This is a genomic window from Enterobacter cloacae complex sp. 2022EL-00981 (assembly GCF_028737495.1).
In the GTDB taxonomy this organism is placed as follows: Bacteria; Pseudomonadota; Gammaproteobacteria; order Enterobacterales; family Enterobacteriaceae; genus Enterobacter; species Enterobacter cloacae.
This window is the reverse complement of record NZ_JAQZRK010000035.1, coordinates 1-18899: the sequence shown is the minus strand read 5'-3', so window position 1 is coordinate 18899 and position 18899 is coordinate 1. Positions and strand designations below refer to the sequence as shown.

The 18899-nt window shown below is 56.2% G+C and carries 12 protein-coding genes and 1 rRNA gene; 3 read left to right on the top strand and 10 right to left on the bottom strand.

The features are described from left to right. Window positions 1-135: 135 nt before the first annotated feature. The 7 genes from hmsP to bcsR all read right to left on the bottom strand — a co-directional run bounded on the left by hmsP (window position 136) and on the right by bcsR (window position 12834). Complete coding sequence (gene hmsP / locus PUZ33_RS21710) at window positions 136-2142, bottom strand: biofilm formation regulator HmsP (RefSeq protein WP_058680824.1); 2007 nt, start codon at window positions 2140-2142, stop codon at window positions 136-138. A 119-nt stretch (window positions 2143-2261) separates the two neighbouring features. Continuing rightward, window positions 2262-5744, bottom strand: coding sequence for a cellulose synthase complex outer membrane protein BcsC (bcsC, locus tag PUZ33_RS21705; RefSeq protein ID WP_058680823.1), 3483 nt, complete (start codon window positions 5742-5744; stop codon window positions 2262-2264). After that, window positions 5726-6829, bottom strand: coding sequence for a cellulose synthase complex periplasmic endoglucanase BcsZ (gene bcsZ, locus PUZ33_RS21700; protein ID WP_029883688.1), 1104 nt, complete (start codon window positions 6827-6829; stop codon window positions 5726-5728). The genes bcsC and bcsZ overlap by 19 nt, the downstream gene beginning before the upstream one ends. Window positions 6830-6835: 6 nt before the next feature. Continuing rightward, window positions 6836-9259, bottom strand: a complete 2424-nt coding sequence (bcsB, locus tag PUZ33_RS21695; protein WP_058680822.1) for a cellulose biosynthesis cyclic di-GMP-binding regulatory protein BcsB — start codon at window positions 9257-9259, stop codon at window positions 6836-6838. A 10-nt stretch (window positions 9260-9269) separates the two neighbouring features. Next, window positions 9270-11885 (bottom strand): UDP-forming cellulose synthase catalytic subunit, encoded by a 2616-nt coding sequence (gene bcsA, locus PUZ33_RS21690; RefSeq protein ID WP_029883686.1) that lies wholly within the window; start codon window positions 11883-11885, stop codon window positions 9270-9272. Continuing rightward, a complete protein-coding gene (gene bcsQ, locus PUZ33_RS21685) occupies window positions 11882-12634 on the bottom strand; it encodes a cellulose biosynthesis protein BcsQ (RefSeq protein ID WP_058680821.1) in 753 nt (250 codons plus the stop codon). Before bcsQ ends, bcsA begins: the two co-directional genes overlap by 4 nt. 11 nt (window positions 12635-12645) lie before the next feature. Next, window positions 12646-12834 carry a cellulose biosynthesis protein BcsR gene (gene bcsR, locus PUZ33_RS21680; protein ID WP_013099220.1) on the bottom strand — a complete coding sequence of 63 codons (189 nt, stop codon included), beginning with the start codon at window positions 12832-12834 and terminating at the stop codon, window positions 12646-12648. 173 nt (window positions 12835-13007) lie between these two features. Here bcsR and bcsE point away from each other — a divergent pair, with 173 nt between their 5' ends. The 3 genes from bcsE to bcsG are packed head-to-tail and all read left to right on the top strand — an operon-like array spanning window position 13008 to window position 16433. Then, on the top strand, window positions 13008-14570 hold the full coding sequence (gene bcsE, locus PUZ33_RS21675; RefSeq protein ID WP_058650545.1) for a cellulose biosynthesis c-di-GMP-binding protein BcsE: 1563 nt from the start codon (window positions 13008-13010) through the stop codon (window positions 14568-14570). Next, a complete protein-coding gene (bcsF, locus tag PUZ33_RS21670; RefSeq protein WP_028027931.1) occupies window positions 14564-14761 on the top strand; it encodes a cellulose biosynthesis protein BcsF in 198 nt (65 codons plus the stop codon). The genes bcsE and bcsF overlap by 7 nt, the downstream gene beginning before the upstream one ends. Further along, window positions 14754-16433: a cellulose biosynthesis protein BcsG gene (bcsG, locus tag PUZ33_RS21665; RefSeq protein WP_013099223.1), complete on the top strand. Its 1680-nt coding sequence runs from the start codon at window positions 14754-14756 to the stop codon at window positions 16431-16433. The genes bcsF and bcsG overlap by 8 nt, the downstream gene beginning before the upstream one ends. Before the next feature lie 101 nt (window positions 16434-16534). Here the strand turns inward: bcsG and birA are convergent, their stop codons facing one another. The 3 genes from birA to rrf form a co-directional block, all read right to left on the bottom strand. Beyond that, a complete protein-coding gene (birA, locus tag PUZ33_RS21660) occupies window positions 16535-17497 on the bottom strand; it encodes a bifunctional biotin--[acetyl-CoA-carboxylase] ligase/biotin operon repressor BirA (RefSeq protein ID WP_062676752.1) in 963 nt (320 codons plus the stop codon). Further along, window positions 17494-18522, bottom strand: coding sequence for a UDP-N-acetylmuramate dehydrogenase (gene murB, locus PUZ33_RS21655; RefSeq protein WP_058680820.1), 1029 nt, complete (start codon window positions 18520-18522; stop codon window positions 17494-17496). Before murB ends, birA begins: the two co-directional genes overlap by 4 nt. Before the next feature lie 126 nt (window positions 18523-18648). Then, window positions 18649-18764, bottom strand: a 5S ribosomal RNA gene (rrf, locus tag PUZ33_RS21650). Between the last annotated feature and the right edge of the window lie 135 nt (window positions 18765-18899).

Genomic DNA, 18899 nt, shown 5'->3' with positions numbered 1-18899 from the left:
ACAGGCTTTGTAAGGTTATGGTTAACCTGCGGCTCTAAAATAACACCCGCATAACAGGACAGAAATAAACTCAGTTCAAATTTGAAACACAAATGTTAAGAACTTTGAGCTGGCTCGCACAAGCCAGCAACAAAATTACACTTTTGCGTTATTGCCAGCGCCGGAAAGGTACCGTTGTTCAAAGACATCCGACGGGACGGCACGGGCAAACAGGAAGCCCTGGCCTTTCCCGACACCCGCCTCAGCCAGCCAGCGGCGCTGCGCTTCCGTCTCGATACCCTCAGCAATCAGATTCAGGTTGAGGCTACGCGCCATCTGAATAATGGCCTTCACCATGCTGCTGTCTTCCGGCAGCCCATCGACAAACGCTTTGTCGATTTTCAGGACATCCACCGGCAGCGTTTTCATGTGCTGAAGCTGACGCAGTCCGGCATAGCCCATGCCAAAATCATCCAGCGCGATGCGGATACCGGCGTTGCGCAGCGGTTTGAGGATCGCGACCGCCTCATTCGGGTCGTCAATACGACGGCTTTCCGTCACTTCCAGAATCAGCGTATCCGGCTGGATCCGGTAGCGATTGATGAGCTCCAGCATCTCCGAGACCATAGTGGGATGCATCAACTGCAGGGCAGAGAGATTGACCGACAGCGGCAGGTTGACACCACGCTCCTGCCAGGCGGCAAGCTGGCGGCATGACTCCTCAAGCACCCAGTAGCCCACCGTGACCATCAGACCACAGGACTCAATACGTTCGATTAACCCTTCCGGCAGCTCCCAGCTGCCATCCGGCTGCTGCACGCGCAACAGCGCTTCCGCGCTTTCCACTTCATCCGTCAGCAAATTGACCTGCGGCTGGAGCCAGAGGGCAAACTGGTGGTTATCCAGCGCGGTGAGGATGTCGCTCTCTTCTGTCAGACGCTGCTGCGCCTTTTCCATCTGATCCGGGTCGAAGAACTGGATCTGGTTTTTCCCTTTGCGACGGGCGGTGAATGCCGCCGAGAAGGCGCGACGATAGAGCTGCTCTGCGGTCAGATCGCCATAGAACATGGCAATCCCGATACTGGCGCTGGGGCGAAGCTGAATACCCTGAATGGGCAGCCGCTCATTAATGACAGTGAGTACTTGCTGACCTAACGTGATCGCATGCCACGGCTCTTTCACGCCGTTCGCAATCACCACCAGGTCATAACCGCTGACCTGAGTCAGCACCATACGTGGAGCAAGTACCGATTTAACCTTTTCGACCAGCGTCAGCAACAGCATTTCACGCTGGCTCTCCTTGAGCACCCCAGCGGTATCCTGCAGGGTTTCACAGGCGATGACCATCAGCGCCGTGGTCTGCTGGCGCGCCACGGTCTGCTCCAGCATCGCCATCAGGAACGCTTTATTAGGCAGCTCCGACACCGGGAAACGGGTGGCGCTACTGTTCAGTTCATCCTGCTGACGCTGAATGCGCTGCTGGTTGAGGTTGTAGCTGCGCACCAGCATGCCGATCTCATCGTCATGATGCAGGCGGGGCAGCTCAAGCTGATGACCCATCTGCTCCTGGGGAGAAAGCGCGTTCAGCTCCCGGGCGATACGCCGCAGCGGGTGGACAATCAGCCGGTTAATGCACCAGGTCAGCGCCACGCTCAGTATCAGCGTCATAAGTAAGCAAGTGGTCACTAACGTAATAAACCAGCTCATGACGAATTTATACATGCGGTACGAGTCCGCCTGCAGAACAAGATAGGCCAGCGGCTGCGGATTCGCAGGGCGTTCGAGCGAGTAGATGGGTAGCGAAATTTGTACCGGCAGTTCAAACAGGCGCATCACCATCATCGGGACGGGACGTTCGGGGATAAAACTCATCCGCAGCGCCTGGAACTGGTTCGGCAGCACCACGTCTGCGCGGCTGACGACGCCCGCAGGCTGAATACGTTTTAAAATGGTTTCCGCTTCGGGAATATCGCCTTTCAGAATAGAAGCCGAAAGCGGGCCACGCACCGAGCGGGCAATACTTTCTAATTGCGAAGCCGTGTTATAGCGATTCTGCTGTACGGAATGAAACAGCAAAATGACGCAAAATAGCAGTACAAACAGCAAGGTGACAGCAGAAACCATCGCCATCTGTTTGATCGTTAAGGAACGGCTGACACGCAAAATGACTCTCCACAGAACTCGAAGCGCAGGGCGCACCAGGGTGTAAACCTGGCGCGCCTGAGTATACCCGATCGCCGCACTTTTAAGAGAGACTTACAAATGGATTAAGTAAAATCCGATTACCAGTCCGCGTAGGGAATGAGCGGCTGTGGCGGTAAGTCCATATCACCCTGCCAGCCTGCGGCGGAGTAGCGTACATAGAGCAGCGCATGGCTTGGGGTATAGTCTTTCGCTTCCTGAATATCCACGCCAAGACCCACAAACCAGTTGGACGTGACCCGGCGCTCGACAATGGCCCGCGCGGTATAACCGGTGCCTGAGGAGCTGCTGCCGGTTTCCATCGCCCCCCTGTCGGTGTAGCGGCCTGGCTCATCGACGGGAATGAGTCCCTGAAGGGGATAGCGCAGCACATCGTTGGTTTTAGAGTGAGACCATGAGACAGACCCGCCCAGCTCCCAGGACCAGTTCTCCGTGCGTTTACGCCAGGTGACCGGCAGCGCAAAGGAGACATATTCCTGCGGGCTATAATAGCCGCCCTGACCCAGGGTATAGCCGCTCAGATCTTTATCGTAGTGCCAGAGCATGTTAGAGACACCGACAGTCAGGCGCTCGTTGTTTTTATTAATCAGCTTGTAGTAGTAACCGGTCATCCAGCGGACGCGCCAGTTATCCTCTACATTTTTCCCGGTCAGCGATTCCGCATTCAGGCTTGACCAGATGCCGTTCGCCTCGCCTTTATCGTAGCTGATGCTCACGCCACCGCCGGTGGCGCGCACGCCGCCCCAGGTGGTGCCGGTATTGGTGTCTTTTTGCCCGGCAAAGGCCAGCAGAGAGCTGGAGATCGGGCGACGGTGGGCGTTAATGGTGTAGCCGATAGGACCGAGATCGTTGCTATAGCTCACCCCGCCGACCACATCCACCACGTCAAAGCCCATTGGCGTGGTGCCGATATCCCATGCCCAGGTTTTATTCTGCCAGCCCACGGCCACGCTTGCGCCGTTTGACGTCTGACTGGTGTTGCCGCGACATGGCGTTTCGGCACAGGTCCCCCATTTGGGATCGTAGGTGCCGTTGTTAGTGGCAAACGAACCGGCATCCATATTGACCAGATCGCTGCGGAGGAACATCCGTCCATCAGAGAGCGGCGCATCCACCTGCAGCATGGTGGTGTGGGCTTTCAGGTCGGAGTAGCCGCCGGTACCGCTGGAGCCCCAGTAGTCGTGCTGCAGCGTAACGTTAACATCCTGCTGGCGATACAAATCACCGGCATCGCTACGCACGCCGCGCTTCAGCCAGTCATCTTTTTCGTCGTTACGCGTCAGGCGCGTAAAGGTGTCATTGTCTGCCGGACGGGTGGTGGTGATGCCAGAGGAGACCATGGCATCTTTATAGGTTTCCAGCGCCTGCTGAGGCTGGCCGTTTTGCGTCTGAAAACGTGCCGCATCACGCAGCACCAGCGCGTTTTCCATTGATGCAGGCTGTGATTTTGCCTGCGGAATGATGCTGTTGAACGTCTTTTCTGCCGCAGCAGAATCACCCAGCCCCGCCTGCGCCATCGCGATGCGGCGCTGCATGTTGAGCGACAACGGCTGACCATTTTGCGTCGCAGGCAGTTTCGCCAGTTCGGCACGCGCAGCGTCTTTGTCGCCCTGCGCACTGTAGATTTCGGTCAGGCCGAGGATCGCATCTTCGTTTTGTGGCTCGCGCTGCAACACGCCGCTGTATGCCGTTTTTGCTGCACTGAGATCGCCCCGCTGCTGCGCCCAGTCCGCCAGGGTTAAATCGATACGGGTAGAAGCAGGTTGTTGACGAAGAAGATTTTCCGCCTCCTGCTCTTTGCCGCTGTCGCGCAGGCGATTGGCGGTTTCGAGCACCTGATTGCTTTGCAGGCGGTCGGCAAGCTCCTGAATATTGCCGTTCCACTGGCTGCGCGGCAGCGTCTCCAGATGGGCCAGCGCGGCACGATCCTGGTCGTTACCGGAAAGATAGAGCCCGTTGGCATACACCTGATCCGGGTCGGTCGGTTTCTGGCTGGCAAGCTGACGCATCAGGGTATCTGCCTGACTGCGCTGGCCCGCGCTGTAGAGATCGCGCGACAGGCGATAGGTGATCCACACGTCGCCTGGAGAGAGCGCCAGACGACGACGCTGAACCTCGGCGGCCTGGGCGTATTTGCCCTGGTTCTCCAGCTGCTCGGCCTGGGCGGAGAGCTGTTCGTTGGTCAGGCTACGTTCAATATCATCAATGCTGCGACGCTGGCTGGCGGAGAGCGACTGGATAAACTGCGAGGCTTTCTCCGGTGACTGTGCGCGATAAATATTGGCCAGTCCGCGGACCGCGTTACTGTTGCCGCTGTCCATGCGTAATGCCTGGCGATAATAGCGCCCGGCGGCGTCGTTATCTTTACGTGCCGCTGCGGCATCGCCCAGCCCCAGCACCGCATAACTTTCGCTATTGTCGATAGTGCGCGCCTGTTGATAATAGCGCTCCGCCTGTGCCGGGTTATTCGCTTTCAGCGCCGCATCCCCCTGCTGGATCAGCAGCCAGTAACGGTTCACCTTCAGCAAGCTGTCCCATTTGCCGCGGTTATCGCTCTGCGGATCGAGGGCGATCGCCTTTTCAAACTGTGCCACCGCGCGAGCACGGTCGCCTTTCTGGGAGTATGCCTGGCCCAGCGCGCCAATGGCTTCGCTGTCGGCATGGTTTGCGCTGACCGCCTTTTGCAGTTCCGCCACCGCCTTATCACCCTGTCCGGCATCCACTGCCGCCAGGCCTTGCGCTTTCGCACGGAAAGTTGGATCGGCGAGCTGTTTTTGCTGCGCTTCAAGCTGTGAACGCGCTGCGGTTACGTTCTCACCGTCACTGAATACGCTCAGGTACTTTTGCAGCGCGGAGACGCTGGCACTGCTGACAGGCTGGTCTTTGATCTGCGCATACCACATATCCGACGCCTGGCTGCGGCCATTGCTGGATTTGGCCATCTCCTGCAGCACCGCGAAGCCTTCATCACGGCGCCCGGTCTGGAACAGCAGCTGGGCCAGCGTCGACTGCAGCTGCGTATTGCCAGGGCTGCTGCTGTTAATCTTTTTCAACTGGTTAATGGCCGCATTGCGGCGGGCGGGATCTTTCGCCACCACATTCCAGTATTCCGTTGCCACGTCGCCGCCCGGCGGGTTGCCGTCGAACAGCTTGTCATAGGCAGCAATCGCTTCCTGGGTATGGCCTGTCGTGGCGAGTAAGCGAGCCTGCTGTAACTGCTGGCGGCCATCCGGCGTGGAAAGTAGCATCGTGTTGCGCGAGGACTGGTACGCGCTGGAACCGGGGGCGATCCCTTTCAGTCTATCCAGCTCTTTTTGTGCGCCAGCGTTGTCGCCCTGACGAAGCAGATAGCGAAAACGTGCCGCAATAACGTCAGGGTTGTTCGGGTCGATCAGCTCAAGACGATAGAGCGACTGACGCACCAAATCTTCACGCTGCGTCGATTCCCCCAGGCGCACCTGTTCCAGCAGCTGTTGCTGCTGTGGAGAGTTGACGGCCTGAGCCAGCGGCATCAGCGCCAGGCCAAGCGATAAACTGAGTAGATTTACTGTGAACTTGCGCATTCCTGGCCCCAATCCGGTATTAATTCACCTTTTGTGGTGAAACGAAAACGATGCTGATCCCATCCTTGTCCAAAGAGAGTCAGTACATAACTGTAGTAAGCATTATTATCAGGAAAGTGGTCAGCCACGCGCTGGCGCTGGACGGCCTGCGCATCACGCTGTTGTAAAAAAGGCAGCATGGCGGCAGAGAAGCCGACCGGGCCATTGCCCGTGCGTGCTCCACTCACCACATTCACTTTTTCCGGTGGTACACCCTGTTTTGTTGTGGTGGCGGCCATCGGCCTGAAGCGCGCCAGCAGCCGGGCTTTCTGAGGATCGTTATCGTTCATCATCCCCACCCAGAGATAGACGCGGATGGCGTCATATCCCCCCACCAGCGGCGGCTCCTGCTGTAACCGCCAGCCTTTGTTTTTCTGGTATTGCACCCAGTCCGGCGAAAAACCTTTCGGCGCACTCTCCAGCAGCAAGCGCAGATTGGTCTCACGCAGGGTGGTCCACGGGGCGCCAAAACGCGTGAAGTAGCTTGCGAGTTGTGGTGGAAGATAGCTGGGATTAAAACGCCAGGCGTTCTCATCGACAAAGCCAACTTTACCGGGCAGCAGCATCAGACCGAGGCCAGGTACTTTCACCACTTCTTCGCGGGCGATACGCTCGAGTAGCGCCTTGCCCGTACGGGTATAGTCAGCGTCTTTCCATAACCGCCCCGCTTCAAGCAGGGACCAGGCGATCCAGATATCGGCATCCGAGGCGGAATTGGTATCGATAACCGCCCAAGTGTCTTTGTCTTTTTGCCCCCATAACCAGGCAGGGAGCGTGTCGTCGAGATGCCCCCCGGCAAGGTTATCCCGCGTCCATGCCAGCACCTTGTCGAACGCTTTACGGTCATTCGCGGCGAGGGCAAAGAACAGCGCGTAGCTTTGCCCTTCCGAGGTAGTGATTTTACGCGTGTCGCTGGGATCAATGACCCGCCCGCCCTCGCTGATGTAATCCTGTTTAAATTTCTCCCAGGCAGGCCAGGTACAGGCGGCGCGCAGAGGCGCCGCCGCCAGCATCAACGCAATGACACACCAGCGAAAGGCTTTCATCACATCTTACTCATGATCCGGATTCAGGCGACGACGGCTGATGATACGCAGCAGACGCCACAGCACCCAGGCCAGCAGCACCACGCTGACGGCGGCCAGGATAGCGAGCAGAATCGGATGGTTAGAGAGCGCATACCACAGACGTTCGAACCATGGCAGATGCCCTACATAGTACACATCGCCTACGCGCAGGCTGTTCACGCCCGACTCACGGATCACCGACACAGAGCCGAACATCGCGGCACGTTTACCGCTGTCGTTCATCGCACTGTTGAGCAGTTCGTAGCCACGCGGGCTGTCTGCGAGCATGGCAATCACGCTACGCTGATCGTTATACGGTGACTGGAAGCCGACCACGGCCGCCATCGCCCCCTGAGACGTGACAGCCGTCTGCGCGCTGGCTTTACGATCGTTGATATCCGGCATGATGCTCGGGAACTCGGTCTGACGCAGCGGCGTGTTAACCCAGGACTGGGCTGCCTGAACCAGCAGATCGATACGCTTCTCATCCTTCAGCTTATCCGGGATGGAACCGATCACCATGATGTCCGCATCTTTGTTCTGAATTTGAGTGCCATCATCCGTCAGGGTAACGTTAATCGCCGGCAGGCCCGTTTGCGCGCCTACGGTCGCCATGGTGTCCAGCAGAGTCGTCACCTGCCCTTCATTTGGCGCTTTTGGCATCACAACAATGGATTCAGACAGGTCCGCCATACGGCTGAACGGGAAGCCCGCGTTAGCAAATGCCCGCAGATCCGGCATGGCGAGGAAGTGATAGTACTTCGAGAAGTCGATGGTCGATTCATCGCCAATCACGACGTGGTTCTGCACCGGCTGGAAGGTGATGCAGTTGTCCACCGAACCGCCCGGCATTGGATTCATGTACTGGAAATCAAAGCGCAGCTGGTTTACCGCCCCGAGCTTCAGCACCGGGATGGAGACATCGGTTTTACCATCCAGCAGCCCCTGCAGTACCGGCAAACGCAGCAGCAGACGGTTCGTTTCCTGATTATTCATCAGATTAAACGACTGCAGGAACTGGTTATTCAGGCTGATATCCATGCGCGAACTGTCTTTGGTTGACGGCGCGGTGTAACGATAGTTGAGGTTCATATCGATACCGGTGGTGCGCAGCAGATACAGGTCCGGCGGCAGGTTCAGCGACAGGCTGACAGGAGACGGCTCAATCCCTGTCGACTGTAGCTGCTCTTCATAGGTTTTCAGCTCCCCGAAGGTGACGGCGCGGTCGGTACGTACCCAGTTTGGCGCGTCATAAGGTTTACGTGCCAGCAGCGGCTTGACCTCATCGACAACCACGCTGCTGCCGCGGAACAGGATATTCCCCTGCGCAATCGCTTTTGCCGCCTGAACCAGGTCTTTCTCATCACGCCCGAAAACCACCAGCAGTTTCACATACGGGTTATCCGGGTGGCTTATCATCTCGATGGTCGGCGCTTTTACGTCCGGGTGCTCACGCAGGAAAGCAGGACGCTTCGCGTTGGTCGCAAAGATGATGGCATTTCTGTCAGGGATCTTGTCATACATAACCGGGAAATTCTGCCCGCGCCAGCCGGAACGGGAGCCGAACCAGGAGGCCACGATGGTCGCTGCCAGTTGCTCCGTGACGTCCGGTGAGGACGCAAAGACCATCGGCAGGTTTAACGGGCGATTATCACGCGGATCGAAGAACGGCACCGGGAACGCGGAGAGATCGTTTTTCAGCGCCAGCGACTGGTAGGTCATCTGCAGCGATGAGTTACGCCCGACATCCATCCACAGCGTGTTGCTGGCCGGGTTTTCGCACACGTCACGGTAATGGCCCACGAATTCCAGACGGATACGGTTAAAGTCGGTGATAAACAGCGGGTTGATCGGCACCTGAGCCAGGGTTTTCTTACCCAACTGCTCTTTGGTGACCGGCAGCACGTCCATCAGCTCGTCATTCAGGTAGACCTTCAGCTGAGACTGGGTCGGCAGCAGCGAAGGAGAAGGGGTATATTCCAGGTTCAGCACCGCCTTCGACACGACCTCATCGCTGCGCATACCAAACTCAACGCCGCCTTTAGGATTGACGCCGCGCAGCACCATGCTGCCCGGAGGCGGCGCAATCTGCGCAAAGGTGAGCTTCACGTCCCGCGACGGGGCACTCTCCGTGACAACAGGCGCATTAGCCCCCGGAACGCCCGGCATCACCTGCCCCACAACCTGCGCGTCGGCCGGCAGGGTATTTCCCGCTGTCGGCTGGTTGGGAACGAGATTTTCTGTTTGACCGGGCGCCGCGGTGACAACCGGTTCGGTCGCTTGCGACACCACAGGCACCGTAGGAGCTGGCGTGGCCGCGGCGTTATCAGGCGCTGCGTTAGCCATTGTTGCAGGGAGCGTACTCATCCCCATTGCCACTGCACATAACCAGGAAAGTTTTGTTTTCATCGCGTTATCATCATTGTTGAGCCATAACCGGGTCCGCCTGCTTCGCCTCATCCCGCTCAGGACGACGAGGAATGAACGACACGACCCAGGAAACCAGCGAAGTAAGTGACCGGAAAATTATTTTCACCGACGACGGGGCAAATTCTGCAAGGTGACGATAGCCACGGAACCCCAGCTTCAGAATATCCAGCAGGCTTTCCAGAGGCTTATCTTCCGGGAAGCTGTCCTGCCAGAGAGCCCACGTATCCGCGCGGGCAAACGTACACTGCACAAAATCAATATGTTGCTTCCTGGTCAGCGGCATCAGTTGCAGACCCACTTCATTGCCTGCCACACGCACAACCTGTGTCGGGAAGACATATTCCTGCTGGCCACGCTTAAGCAACAGGTTAACCTTCTGCCCTTCCAGCACCTTCGCCTGTCCGTTGATTTTGATACCCAGACCACCGTCGGAGAAGTCATGAACGGTACAGGAGAAGAGATGACCATCTTCACGGGCTATCGCCGCAGGCATGCTGATTTCAACACGATGCGCGCGACGTACCTGCTTGCTTTCCACCGACACCGCCACTGCGCCGCCAAGGATAATCAGGTTGTAAAATACCCATGCCATACTGACGAACACCGTCAGGATTTCGTTTTCCGGACCGTAGAAGTAGCGCCAGATACCGGCAATTACCCCCACAATGTTCAGCAGCACCAGGAAGATGTACGGACGGGAGATCACCCAGTCGACATACTCCTCTTCCACCAGGCCCCCCTTCGCGGTGACGTTAAACTTGCCTTTATGCGGGTTAATCAGCGCCACCATCGTTGGCGGCGCGATGTACCAGGCCAGCACCGTTTCGTAGATTTCACTCCAGAATGAGTGGCGATACTTGCCCTGAATCTTCGAGTTGGTCAGGCTCGCGTGGATCATGTGCGGCAGAACAAACAGCGCAATCATCAGCGCGGGCGCGTAGATGATATAGGCGTGAAGAAGCAGGAACGCCAGCGGCGCGGTCAGGAAGATCAGCCGCGGAATACCGGATAAGAAGTGGAACATGGCGTTGACGTAGCACAGACGTTGCGCCAGCTTGAGGCCTTTACCCAACAGCGGGTTATCAAGACGGAAAATCTGTACCATTCCGCGCGCCCAGCGAATACGCTGGCCGATATGCGCCGACAGGGATTCCGTCGCCAGACCGGCCGCCTGAGGGATACGCATATAGGCCGAGGTATAGCCGCGACGGTGCAGGCGTAGCGAGGTATGGGCATCTTCGGTAACCGTTTCAACCGCGATGCCGCCAATTTCATCCAGTGGTTTACGGCGGATAACCGCACAGGAACCGCAGAAGAAGGTCGCATCCCACATGTCGTTGCCGTCCTGCACCAGGCCATAGAACAGCGTGCCTTCGTTCGGGGTCTTACGGAAACGGCCGAGGTTACGTTCAAACGGATCCGGCGAGAAGAAATGGTGCGGCGTCTGCATCATCGCCAGCGCTTTCTCTTTCAGGAACCAGCCCATCGTCATCTGCAGGAATGAGCGCGTCGGCACGTGGTCGCAGTCAAAGATGGAGACAAACTCCCCTGTCGCATACTTCAGCGCGTTGTTGATGTTCCCGGCTTTGGCATGTTCGTGAGAGGTACGGGCGATATACTCAACGCCCACCTCTTGCGCGAACTCACGGAACGCGGCCCGACCGCCGTCATCCAGGATCCAGATTTTGAGCTTATCTTTGGGCCAGTCGATACCCAGCGCGGCGTAAATGGTATTTTTCACCACGCTCAGATCTTCGTTATAGGTCGGCACAAAGAGATCGACAGTCGGCCACTGCGACGTATCTTTTGGCAGCGGAACCGGCTGGCGGTTGAGCGGCCAGATCACCTGGAAATAGCCCAACACCAGCACAATCCAGGCGTACGTTTCAGCAAACAGCAGCACCAGACCGCATACCAGACTGACCGGGTCATCCCAGTTCAGCGTTGAGGTATACCGCCACCAGATATAGCGGCAGGAGACGGTCAGTGATAACACAATCAACATCAGGGCGGAGAAGCGTCCCGGTATACGCCGCACCAGCAGCGCCACGCCCCACAGCAGGATCAGGAAAGTGAACTGCGCCAGCGGGTTAAAGGGTTGCGTGATACAGACCAGCGCCAGAATGAGCGAGAAGACAACAATCACGCCCAGAATAAAACGCCGTAAACCCGGGTGCAGATGCCCGAGTTCTTTATGGTTATCCAGATGGCTGGTCTTATCGCCCACGCGGTCAGGCAGCCTGTCCAGCCACTGATGATAGCGTTCGCGTAAAAGCTGGACCCGGCTGAAGCTGCGCCAGTGCGGCGTCTTTTTCTCCTGCCGCGGCGACGTAACCACCAGCCAGATGGCCTGAATGATGTACCGCGCCGGATCTAACGGCCGTGGACGGTCAGGATTAATGTGCGGATACAATTCACTGTGTCGCGCACGAATGCGCTGCCAGCGGGGGTGCTCGAGGGGGATGAACATCCAGGCCAGAATCATCCAGAAACAGCCGAACGCGGCGCTAAATGCCGAGGCACCATGCCGGCGATAATGCCGGTAATGGTCGCTTAAACGCGAACTAACCGGCGGGATGAGTAACCAGCTGGCGAGTCGACTCATACCGTACCCCTGGCAAGATCCGCCTCTTGGGCGAAGTGCAGCAGACACCAGTTCGCCAGCGTCAGGATCTCTTCTGCCGCCAGCGAATCGCTACGATACTCGCCAAGTGGCTGTTTGGAGGCGAGGCATTCCGCCATCCCCTCATCACGATGGATCACAATCGGCAGCAGACGACGCTGGCTTTGCAGCCAGACCTGATACAGATCGTCCTGGATCTGGCTGCCAATGCGTAAATCGTTAATCAGGATATGGCTATTCTGGGGCAACCCCTGCTGATGTAAACGGATATGGCAATTAGCATCGACGTTCACAATGGAGAGCACGTGGTCGCACTGGGCAATCAGCTGTCGGGTCAGCGTGCCGGCACCGTGCGGCAGATCCAGCAGGATCCACTGATAATGGCCTTTTTCTTTGAGGCTCTGCAGCGCGAGTGTGAATTGCGAAAATAAACGCTGATAGGCGGCTTCATTCTCACGCTCTGTCGTGGTCAGTTGACCAAACGGCAGGAGATCGAGCTGGGAGGTGTAACGCAGACCCGCATCACGCCAGTCTTTATCATCAAGCAACGCGCGGGCCCAACCCTCTGTACGGGTAAAGTCGACGTTAAATGACATACGCAGCAAATTGTCGGCGCAGGCGTCAATCACCAGCACCGATTCACCTAAAAGCTGTAATGACCACGCCAGCGCCGCGGTAACGGATGTTGTACCCACTCCACCACGGACGCCCTGTAATCCGAGTATGGCCATCAATGGCTCCCTTATTGTTGTTGGGTAAATTCAGCTAATAACGGCCAACGTTTAATAGCCGCAGCCAACTGTTCCCGCTGGGAAATATCGGTGTAATCTATTTCAGGTAAAGAAAAGGCCTGCGTCAGCGCCAGAAAATCGTTTTGGAATGTGTAACCCAGGGTCGAATCGACTGGGGTTCCGGGTTCGTTATTATCCATTTTTTTCCATCCCTTTGAGTATCGTTTTACTCTCTGAAGTCGCGAGGCTTCCTGCCCTGTGAAATTTCATTTACATGCTAAATCTGATGCTCTTTAATTTCAATGTTAGGTTTATTTCTACGCTTTCGCTAGTAAACTGATATACAGATAAATTAGACGAAAAGAGGGACACCGTGGACTCCATATTTTCTATTGGCATCCAGTCATTATGGGACGAATTGCGCCACATGCCAGTCGGAGGAGTCTGGTGGGTTAATTCGGATCGTAATGAAGATGCTATCAGTCTGGTAAACCAGACAATTGCCGCGCAGGGTAAGGACTCCCGGGTCGCTGTCATTAGTATGGGCGAAGACCCGAAGCAAATTATTACGCTTGAGCGAGACCGCGGTCCACAGACGGTACGCTTGTTTTCCATGCCGTCGGAAGCAGATAGTCTATACTATTTGTCCCGCGACATTCAGTGTTCCATCAATCCAGACCGCTTTTTATTGATTCTTAAATGTTCACATAACGCCCTGCAAAATATCCCGACGGAGAAACTGCTGCAGTGGCTGGAAAAAATCAATAAATGGGCAAAATTTCAAAATTGCACGCTATTGATAATCAATCCCGGCAGTAATAACGATAAGCTGTTCTCACTTTTAATGGCGGAGTATCGCTCGCTATTCGGCCTGGCGAGTCTACGCGACCAGGCGGGCAGCTATCTCTACGATATTGCATTCTGGTGTAATGAAAAAGGCGTGAGCGCCAGACAGCAGCTTACGCTTAAACATATTGACGGCGAGTGGCACCTTGCCCAGCAAGAAGAAACCGTGGTGCAACCGCGCAGCGATGAAAAACGGATCCTGAGCCATATTGCGGTACTGGAGGGGGCGCCCGCGCTGTCTGAAAACTGGTCCCTGTTTGAGTCCAATGAAGCGCTTTTTCATGAAGCCCGCACGACGCAGGCGGCAACCCTTGTTTTCTCGCTGATGCAGAACAACCAGATTGAAATGCTGGCACGACAAATTCATACCTTACGTCGTCAACGCGGCAGCGCGTTAAAAATTGTGGTACGCGAAAACAATACCAGCCTGCGTGCCACGGACGAACGTCTGCTTTTGGGCTGTGGCGCAAACATGGTTATCCCGTGGAATGCCCCTCTGTCACGCTGCCTGACGCTTATCGAAAGTGTCCAGGGGCAGCAGTTCAACCGCCACGTACCGGAAGATATTTCCACGCTGCTTTCCATGACGCAGCCGATGAAACTGCGTGGTTATCAGAAATGGGATACCTTCTGCGATGCCGTTGGCAACATGATGAACAACACGCTGCTTCCTGCAGACGGGAAAGGGGTAATGGTTGCCCTGCGACCTGTACCGGGGATCCGCGTGGAACAGGCGCTCACCTTATGCCGCCCGAACCGTACCGGGGACATCATGACGATTGGCGACAACCGCCTGGTTCTGTTTTTGTCTTTTTGTCGGGTGAACGATCTCGATACCGCGCTGAACCATATCTTCCCGCTGCCTACCGGGGATATTTTCTCAAACCGTATGATTTGGTTCGAAGACAATCTGATCAGCGCTGAGCTGGTGCAGATGCGTGCCCTCGCGCCTGAAAACTGGGTGAAACCGCTACCTGTCACGAGCGATGTCAAACCGATCCTCAATGCACGGCATGACGGCCATATCTGGCGTCGGGTTCCGGAACCCCTTCGCTTATTAACTGAGAATGGGGAGAACGCACCATCATGAATATCAGCGATATCATTCAACTGGTTGTATTCTGTGCGCTGATCTTTTTCCCGCTTGGTTATTATGCACGCCATTCACTGCGCCGTATTCGCGATACGGCCAGAATGGCGTTTGGCAAACCTCGCTATGTCAAACCAGCCGGAACACTGACACGGGCAACACACGTCAAGGCAGACCGAAAACATGACTAACTCAACTTATACCGCTTCGTCACCATCGCCTCTGTGGCAATACTGGCGCGGCCTTTCCGGCTGGAACTTCTACTTTCTGGTGAAGTTTGGTCTGCTGTGGGCTGGCTATCTGAACTTCCATCCTCTGCTGAACCTGGTGTTTATGGCCTTCCTGCTGATGCCGCTGCCCAATATCAGGCTGCATCGCTTGCGTCACTGGGTTGCCATCCCGCTGGGTTTTGCGCTGTTCTGGCATGATACCTGGCTGCCGGGGCCGGACAGCATCATGAGCCAGGGGTCGCAGGTCGCCGGGTTTAGCGCCAGCTATATCCTCGACCTGACCGAGCGCTTTATTAACTGGCAGATGATTGGCGCGGTCTTTGTGTTGCTGGTTGCCTGGCTGTTTCTGTCACAGTGGATCCGCGTCACGGTGTTTGTCGTTGCCATTATGATCTGGCTGAACGTTCTGACGCTGGCAGGGCCAAGTTTTTCCCTGTGGCCTGCCGGTCAACCGACCAGCACGGTGACCACCACCGGAGGAAGCGCGGCAGCAACCGTTGCCACGGCTGGCGACACGCCGGTGGTGGGCGATATTCCAGCGCAGACCGCACCGCCGACCTCAACCAACCTGAATGCCTGGCTTTCCAGCTTCTACACCGCGGAAGATAAGCGTCAGACTAAATTCCCGGATGCACTCCCGGCGGATGCTCAGCCGTTTGAACTGCTGGTAATTAACATCTGCTCCCTCTCCTGGGCTGACGTTGATGCGGCTGGTTTAATGTCGCACCCGCTGTGGTCGCATTTCGATATCCAGTTTAAAGACTTTAACTCTGCCACCTCGTACAGCGGCCCGGCGGCCATCCGCCTGCTGCGAGCAAGCTGCGGCCAGCCATCGCACAAGAATTTGTATCAGCCCGCTGGCAACCAGTGTTATCTGTTCGATAACCTGGCGAAACTGGGCTTTACGCAGCATCTGATGCTGGGGCATAACGGTCAGTTCGGTAACTTCCTGAAAGAGGTACGTGAAGAAGGGGGTATGCAGGCACCGCTGATGGATCAAACCGGGCTGCCGGTCACGCTGCTGGGCTTCGACGGCTCGCCAGTCTATGACGATACCGCCGTGCTACAGCGCTGGCTGCAGACCATTGAAAAAGACAGCAATCCGCGCAGCGCCACGTTCTATAACACCCTGCCCCTTCACGACGGTAACCATTTCCCGGGCGTGAGCAAAACGGCGGATTACAAAGTGCGTGCGCAGAAGTTCTTTGATGAGCTGGATGCGTTCTTCACTGAGCTGGAAAAATCTGGCCGTAAAGTGATGGTGGTTGTCGTTCCGGAGCACGGTGGGGCGCTGAAAGGCGACAGAATGCAGGTGTCCGGCCTGCGCGATATCCCCAGCCCGTCCATTACCAACGTGCCTGCCGGGATTAAATTCTTTGGTATGAAGGCACCGCATCAGGGCGCACCGATTGAGATCACTCAGCCAGTCAGCTATCTGGCCATCTCTGAGCTTGTGGCCCGCGCGGTCGATGGTAAGCTGTTTGTGGAAGATAGCGTGAACTGGGATCAGCTCACCAGCAATCTGCCGCAAACCGCGGAAGTGTCAGAGAATGCGAATGCGGTTGTCATTCAGTACCAGAACAAACCGTACGTTCGCCTGAACGGCGGAGACTGGGTACCTTATCCGCAGTAAGTTCTCCAGACCCTCTTCCCCTCGGGGAGAGGGAATTATTGTTCCGCGAGCCAGACGAGCATTTTCAGGCTCGCGGAATATCCTGTAGGGCGCATACTCATTTATTCAGCGCTGCGCAGGGAGATCTCACCGCCCACCCAGGGCTTGATGACGCCATCCTGCTCCAGGAGCAGGGCACCCTGTGCATCAATGCCGCGAGAGATACCGTAGATCTCCTTATCACCAATCAGCAGTTTCACCGGTCGGTTGATAAAGTTATCGAGTTTTTCCCAGCGAGACAGGAACGATGCCAGCCCTTCCTGTTCAAAGAGAGACAGGGAGGTACGCAGCTCTTTTATCATACGCACGGCAAGCGTGTTGCGATCGATGGTGATCCCCGCTTCCTGCAGGTTGGTCCACGCCTGATTCACCACATCGCTTTGCACATTTCTCATTACCATATTGAGACCGGCACCAATGACAATTTGCGCCGCATCGCCAGTTTTTCCCGTCAGTTCGACCAGAATACCGGCAAGCTTACGATCGTTCAGGTAAAGGTCATTTGGCCATTTTACCCGTACTTTATCCGCACCAAGTTCATGCAGAACTTCCGCCATAACGATACCAATCACCAGACTCAGACCCACTGCGGCGGCAGGCCCCTGCTCAAGGCGCCAGTACATGGAAAGATAGAGGTTTGCGCCAAACGGTGAGAACCATTTACGCCCGCGACGGCCGCGCCCGGCCTGCTGGTACTCTGCAACGCAGGCATCCCCTGATTCCAGCTCGCCTATCCGCTCCAGCAGATACTGGTTTGTCGAATCGATGACCGGCAATACGGCCACGTTACCCTGCCCTATCTGGCTGCGGATGAGTTCTTCATTCAGGAGCTGAATAGGCTCCGGCAGGCTGTAGCCTTTTCCGGGCACGGTGAAGACATCAACCTCCCAGTCGCGGAGGGTCTGAATATGTTTATTAATGGCAGCACGGCTCATGCCCAACTGCTCACCTAATTGCTCGCCAGAATGAAACTCACCGTCGGCAAGGATGCCAATCAGGGTTAACGGGATGGTATTGTCCTTCACGCGATAGCCTCCACAGCATTCACTTCACCCGTACGACCAATGAAGCGGACTTCCGGCTCCAGCCAGACGTTAAATTTCTCACCCACTTGCTGACGCACATGGTGCGCCAGTTGCACCACGTCGTCGCTGGTCGCATCGTGTTGATTGATCAGCACCAGTGCCTGCTGACGGTGAACCGCTGCGCCGCCCACGGCAGTACCTTTTAACTGGCACTGATCGATAAGCCACCCTGCGGCCAGCTTCACGCTGCCATCCGCCTGCGGGTAATGCGGGGCAGTAGGCCATTTAGCCAGCAATGCTTTCGCGTTTTCGCTGCTTATGACCGGGTTTTTGAAGAAACTGCCGGCATTTCCGTTTACTTTGGGATCGGGCAGTTTGGTCATGCGCATATGGCAAACCGAGTCAAACACATCGCGAGGGGTGACGGTTGCCGGATCGAGGCGCGTTAAATCACCATAGGTCAGCACCGGCTGCCAGGTTTTGGACAGACGCAGGCCCACAGCGACAATGACGTAGCGATCCTGATATTCATGTTTGAAGATGCTGTCACGGTAGCCAAAACGGCACTGCTCTGCCGTTAAACGCTGAGCCGTACCGGTCGCCAGCTCAATGCAGTCGACATAGTCGCACACGTGTTTGAGTTCGATGCCATACGCACCGATATTTTGAATGGGCGATGATCCCGCACAGCCCGGGATGAGAGCCAGGTTTTCCAGTCCCGGCATCCCTTTTTCGAGGGTATATTGCACCAGTTGATGCCAGTTTTCGCCGGCACCTACGCGCAAACGCCAGCTATCGGCGCACTCTTCGACCTCAATTCCCATGATGCGGTTAATAATGACCGTCCCGGCAAAATCATCGAGAAACAGGACATTGCTGCCTTCGCCCAGAATCAGTACGGGTTCGTTGTTTTCTGTTGCGCGTTGCCATGCATCCAGCAGTTGCTGGGCCGTATCGGCGCGTACAATGTGATTAGCATTCCGTTGAATACCAAAGGTATTCCAGGGCTTAAGGGAGTGGTTCATAGGCGCTATCCTGATGCAAAAACGCAGGTAGTTTACCGTATAAGCAGTACGTTGTGGGGGATTAGTTTGTGCAACGCAGAAACGCAAAAAGGCCATCCTTTCGGATGGCCTCTTCACTTATTTGATGCCTGGCAGTTCCCTACTCTCACATGGGGAGACCCCACACTACCATCGGCGCTACGGCGTTTCACTTCTGAGTTCGGCATGGGGTCAGGTGGGACCACCGCGCTACAGCCGCCAGGCAAATTCCTGTGCTCTGTCCTGTGTCTTTTGGGCTGATACTGCGTTGGCTGCTCTCGTAAAGTCAGTCACATACCTCAGTATGCTCCTTCCTTTCCTTCGCTTGCCGCCTTGTCTCAGCGCAAAATCCTTCGGAC

What these genes read in the sequence shown, in the direction of transcription:
- bcsC (WP_058680823.1), bottom strand. Translation starts at nt 5,744, where the DNA reads ATGCGCAAGTTCACAGTAAATCTACTCAGTTTATCGCTTGGCCTGGCG.
- bcsZ (WP_029883688.1), bottom strand. Translation starts at nt 6,829, where the DNA reads ATGAAAGCCTTTCGCTGGTGTGTCATTGCGTTGATGCTGGCGGCGGCG.
- bcsB (WP_058680822.1), bottom strand. Translation starts at nt 9,259, where the DNA reads ATGAAAACAAAACTTTCCTGGTTATGTGCAGTGGCAATGGGGATGAGT.
- bcsA (WP_029883686.1), bottom strand. Translation starts at nt 11,885, where the DNA reads ATGAGTCGACTCGCCAGCTGGTTACTCATCCCGCCGGTTAGTTCGCGT.
- bcsQ (WP_058680821.1), bottom strand. Translation starts at nt 12,634, where the DNA reads ATGGCCATACTCGGATTACAGGGCGTCCGTGGTGGAGTGGGTACAACA.
- bcsR (WP_013099220.1), bottom strand. Translation starts at nt 12,834, where the DNA reads ATGGATAATAACGAACCCGGAACCCCAGTCGATTCGACCCTGGGTTAC.
- bcsG (WP_013099223.1), top strand. Translation starts at nt 14,754, where the DNA reads ATGACTAACTCAACTTATACCGCTTCGTCACCATCGCCTCTGTGGCAA.
- murB (WP_058680820.1), bottom strand. Translation starts at nt 18,522, where the DNA reads ATGAACCACTCCCTTAAGCCCTGGAATACCTTTGGTATTCAACGGAAT.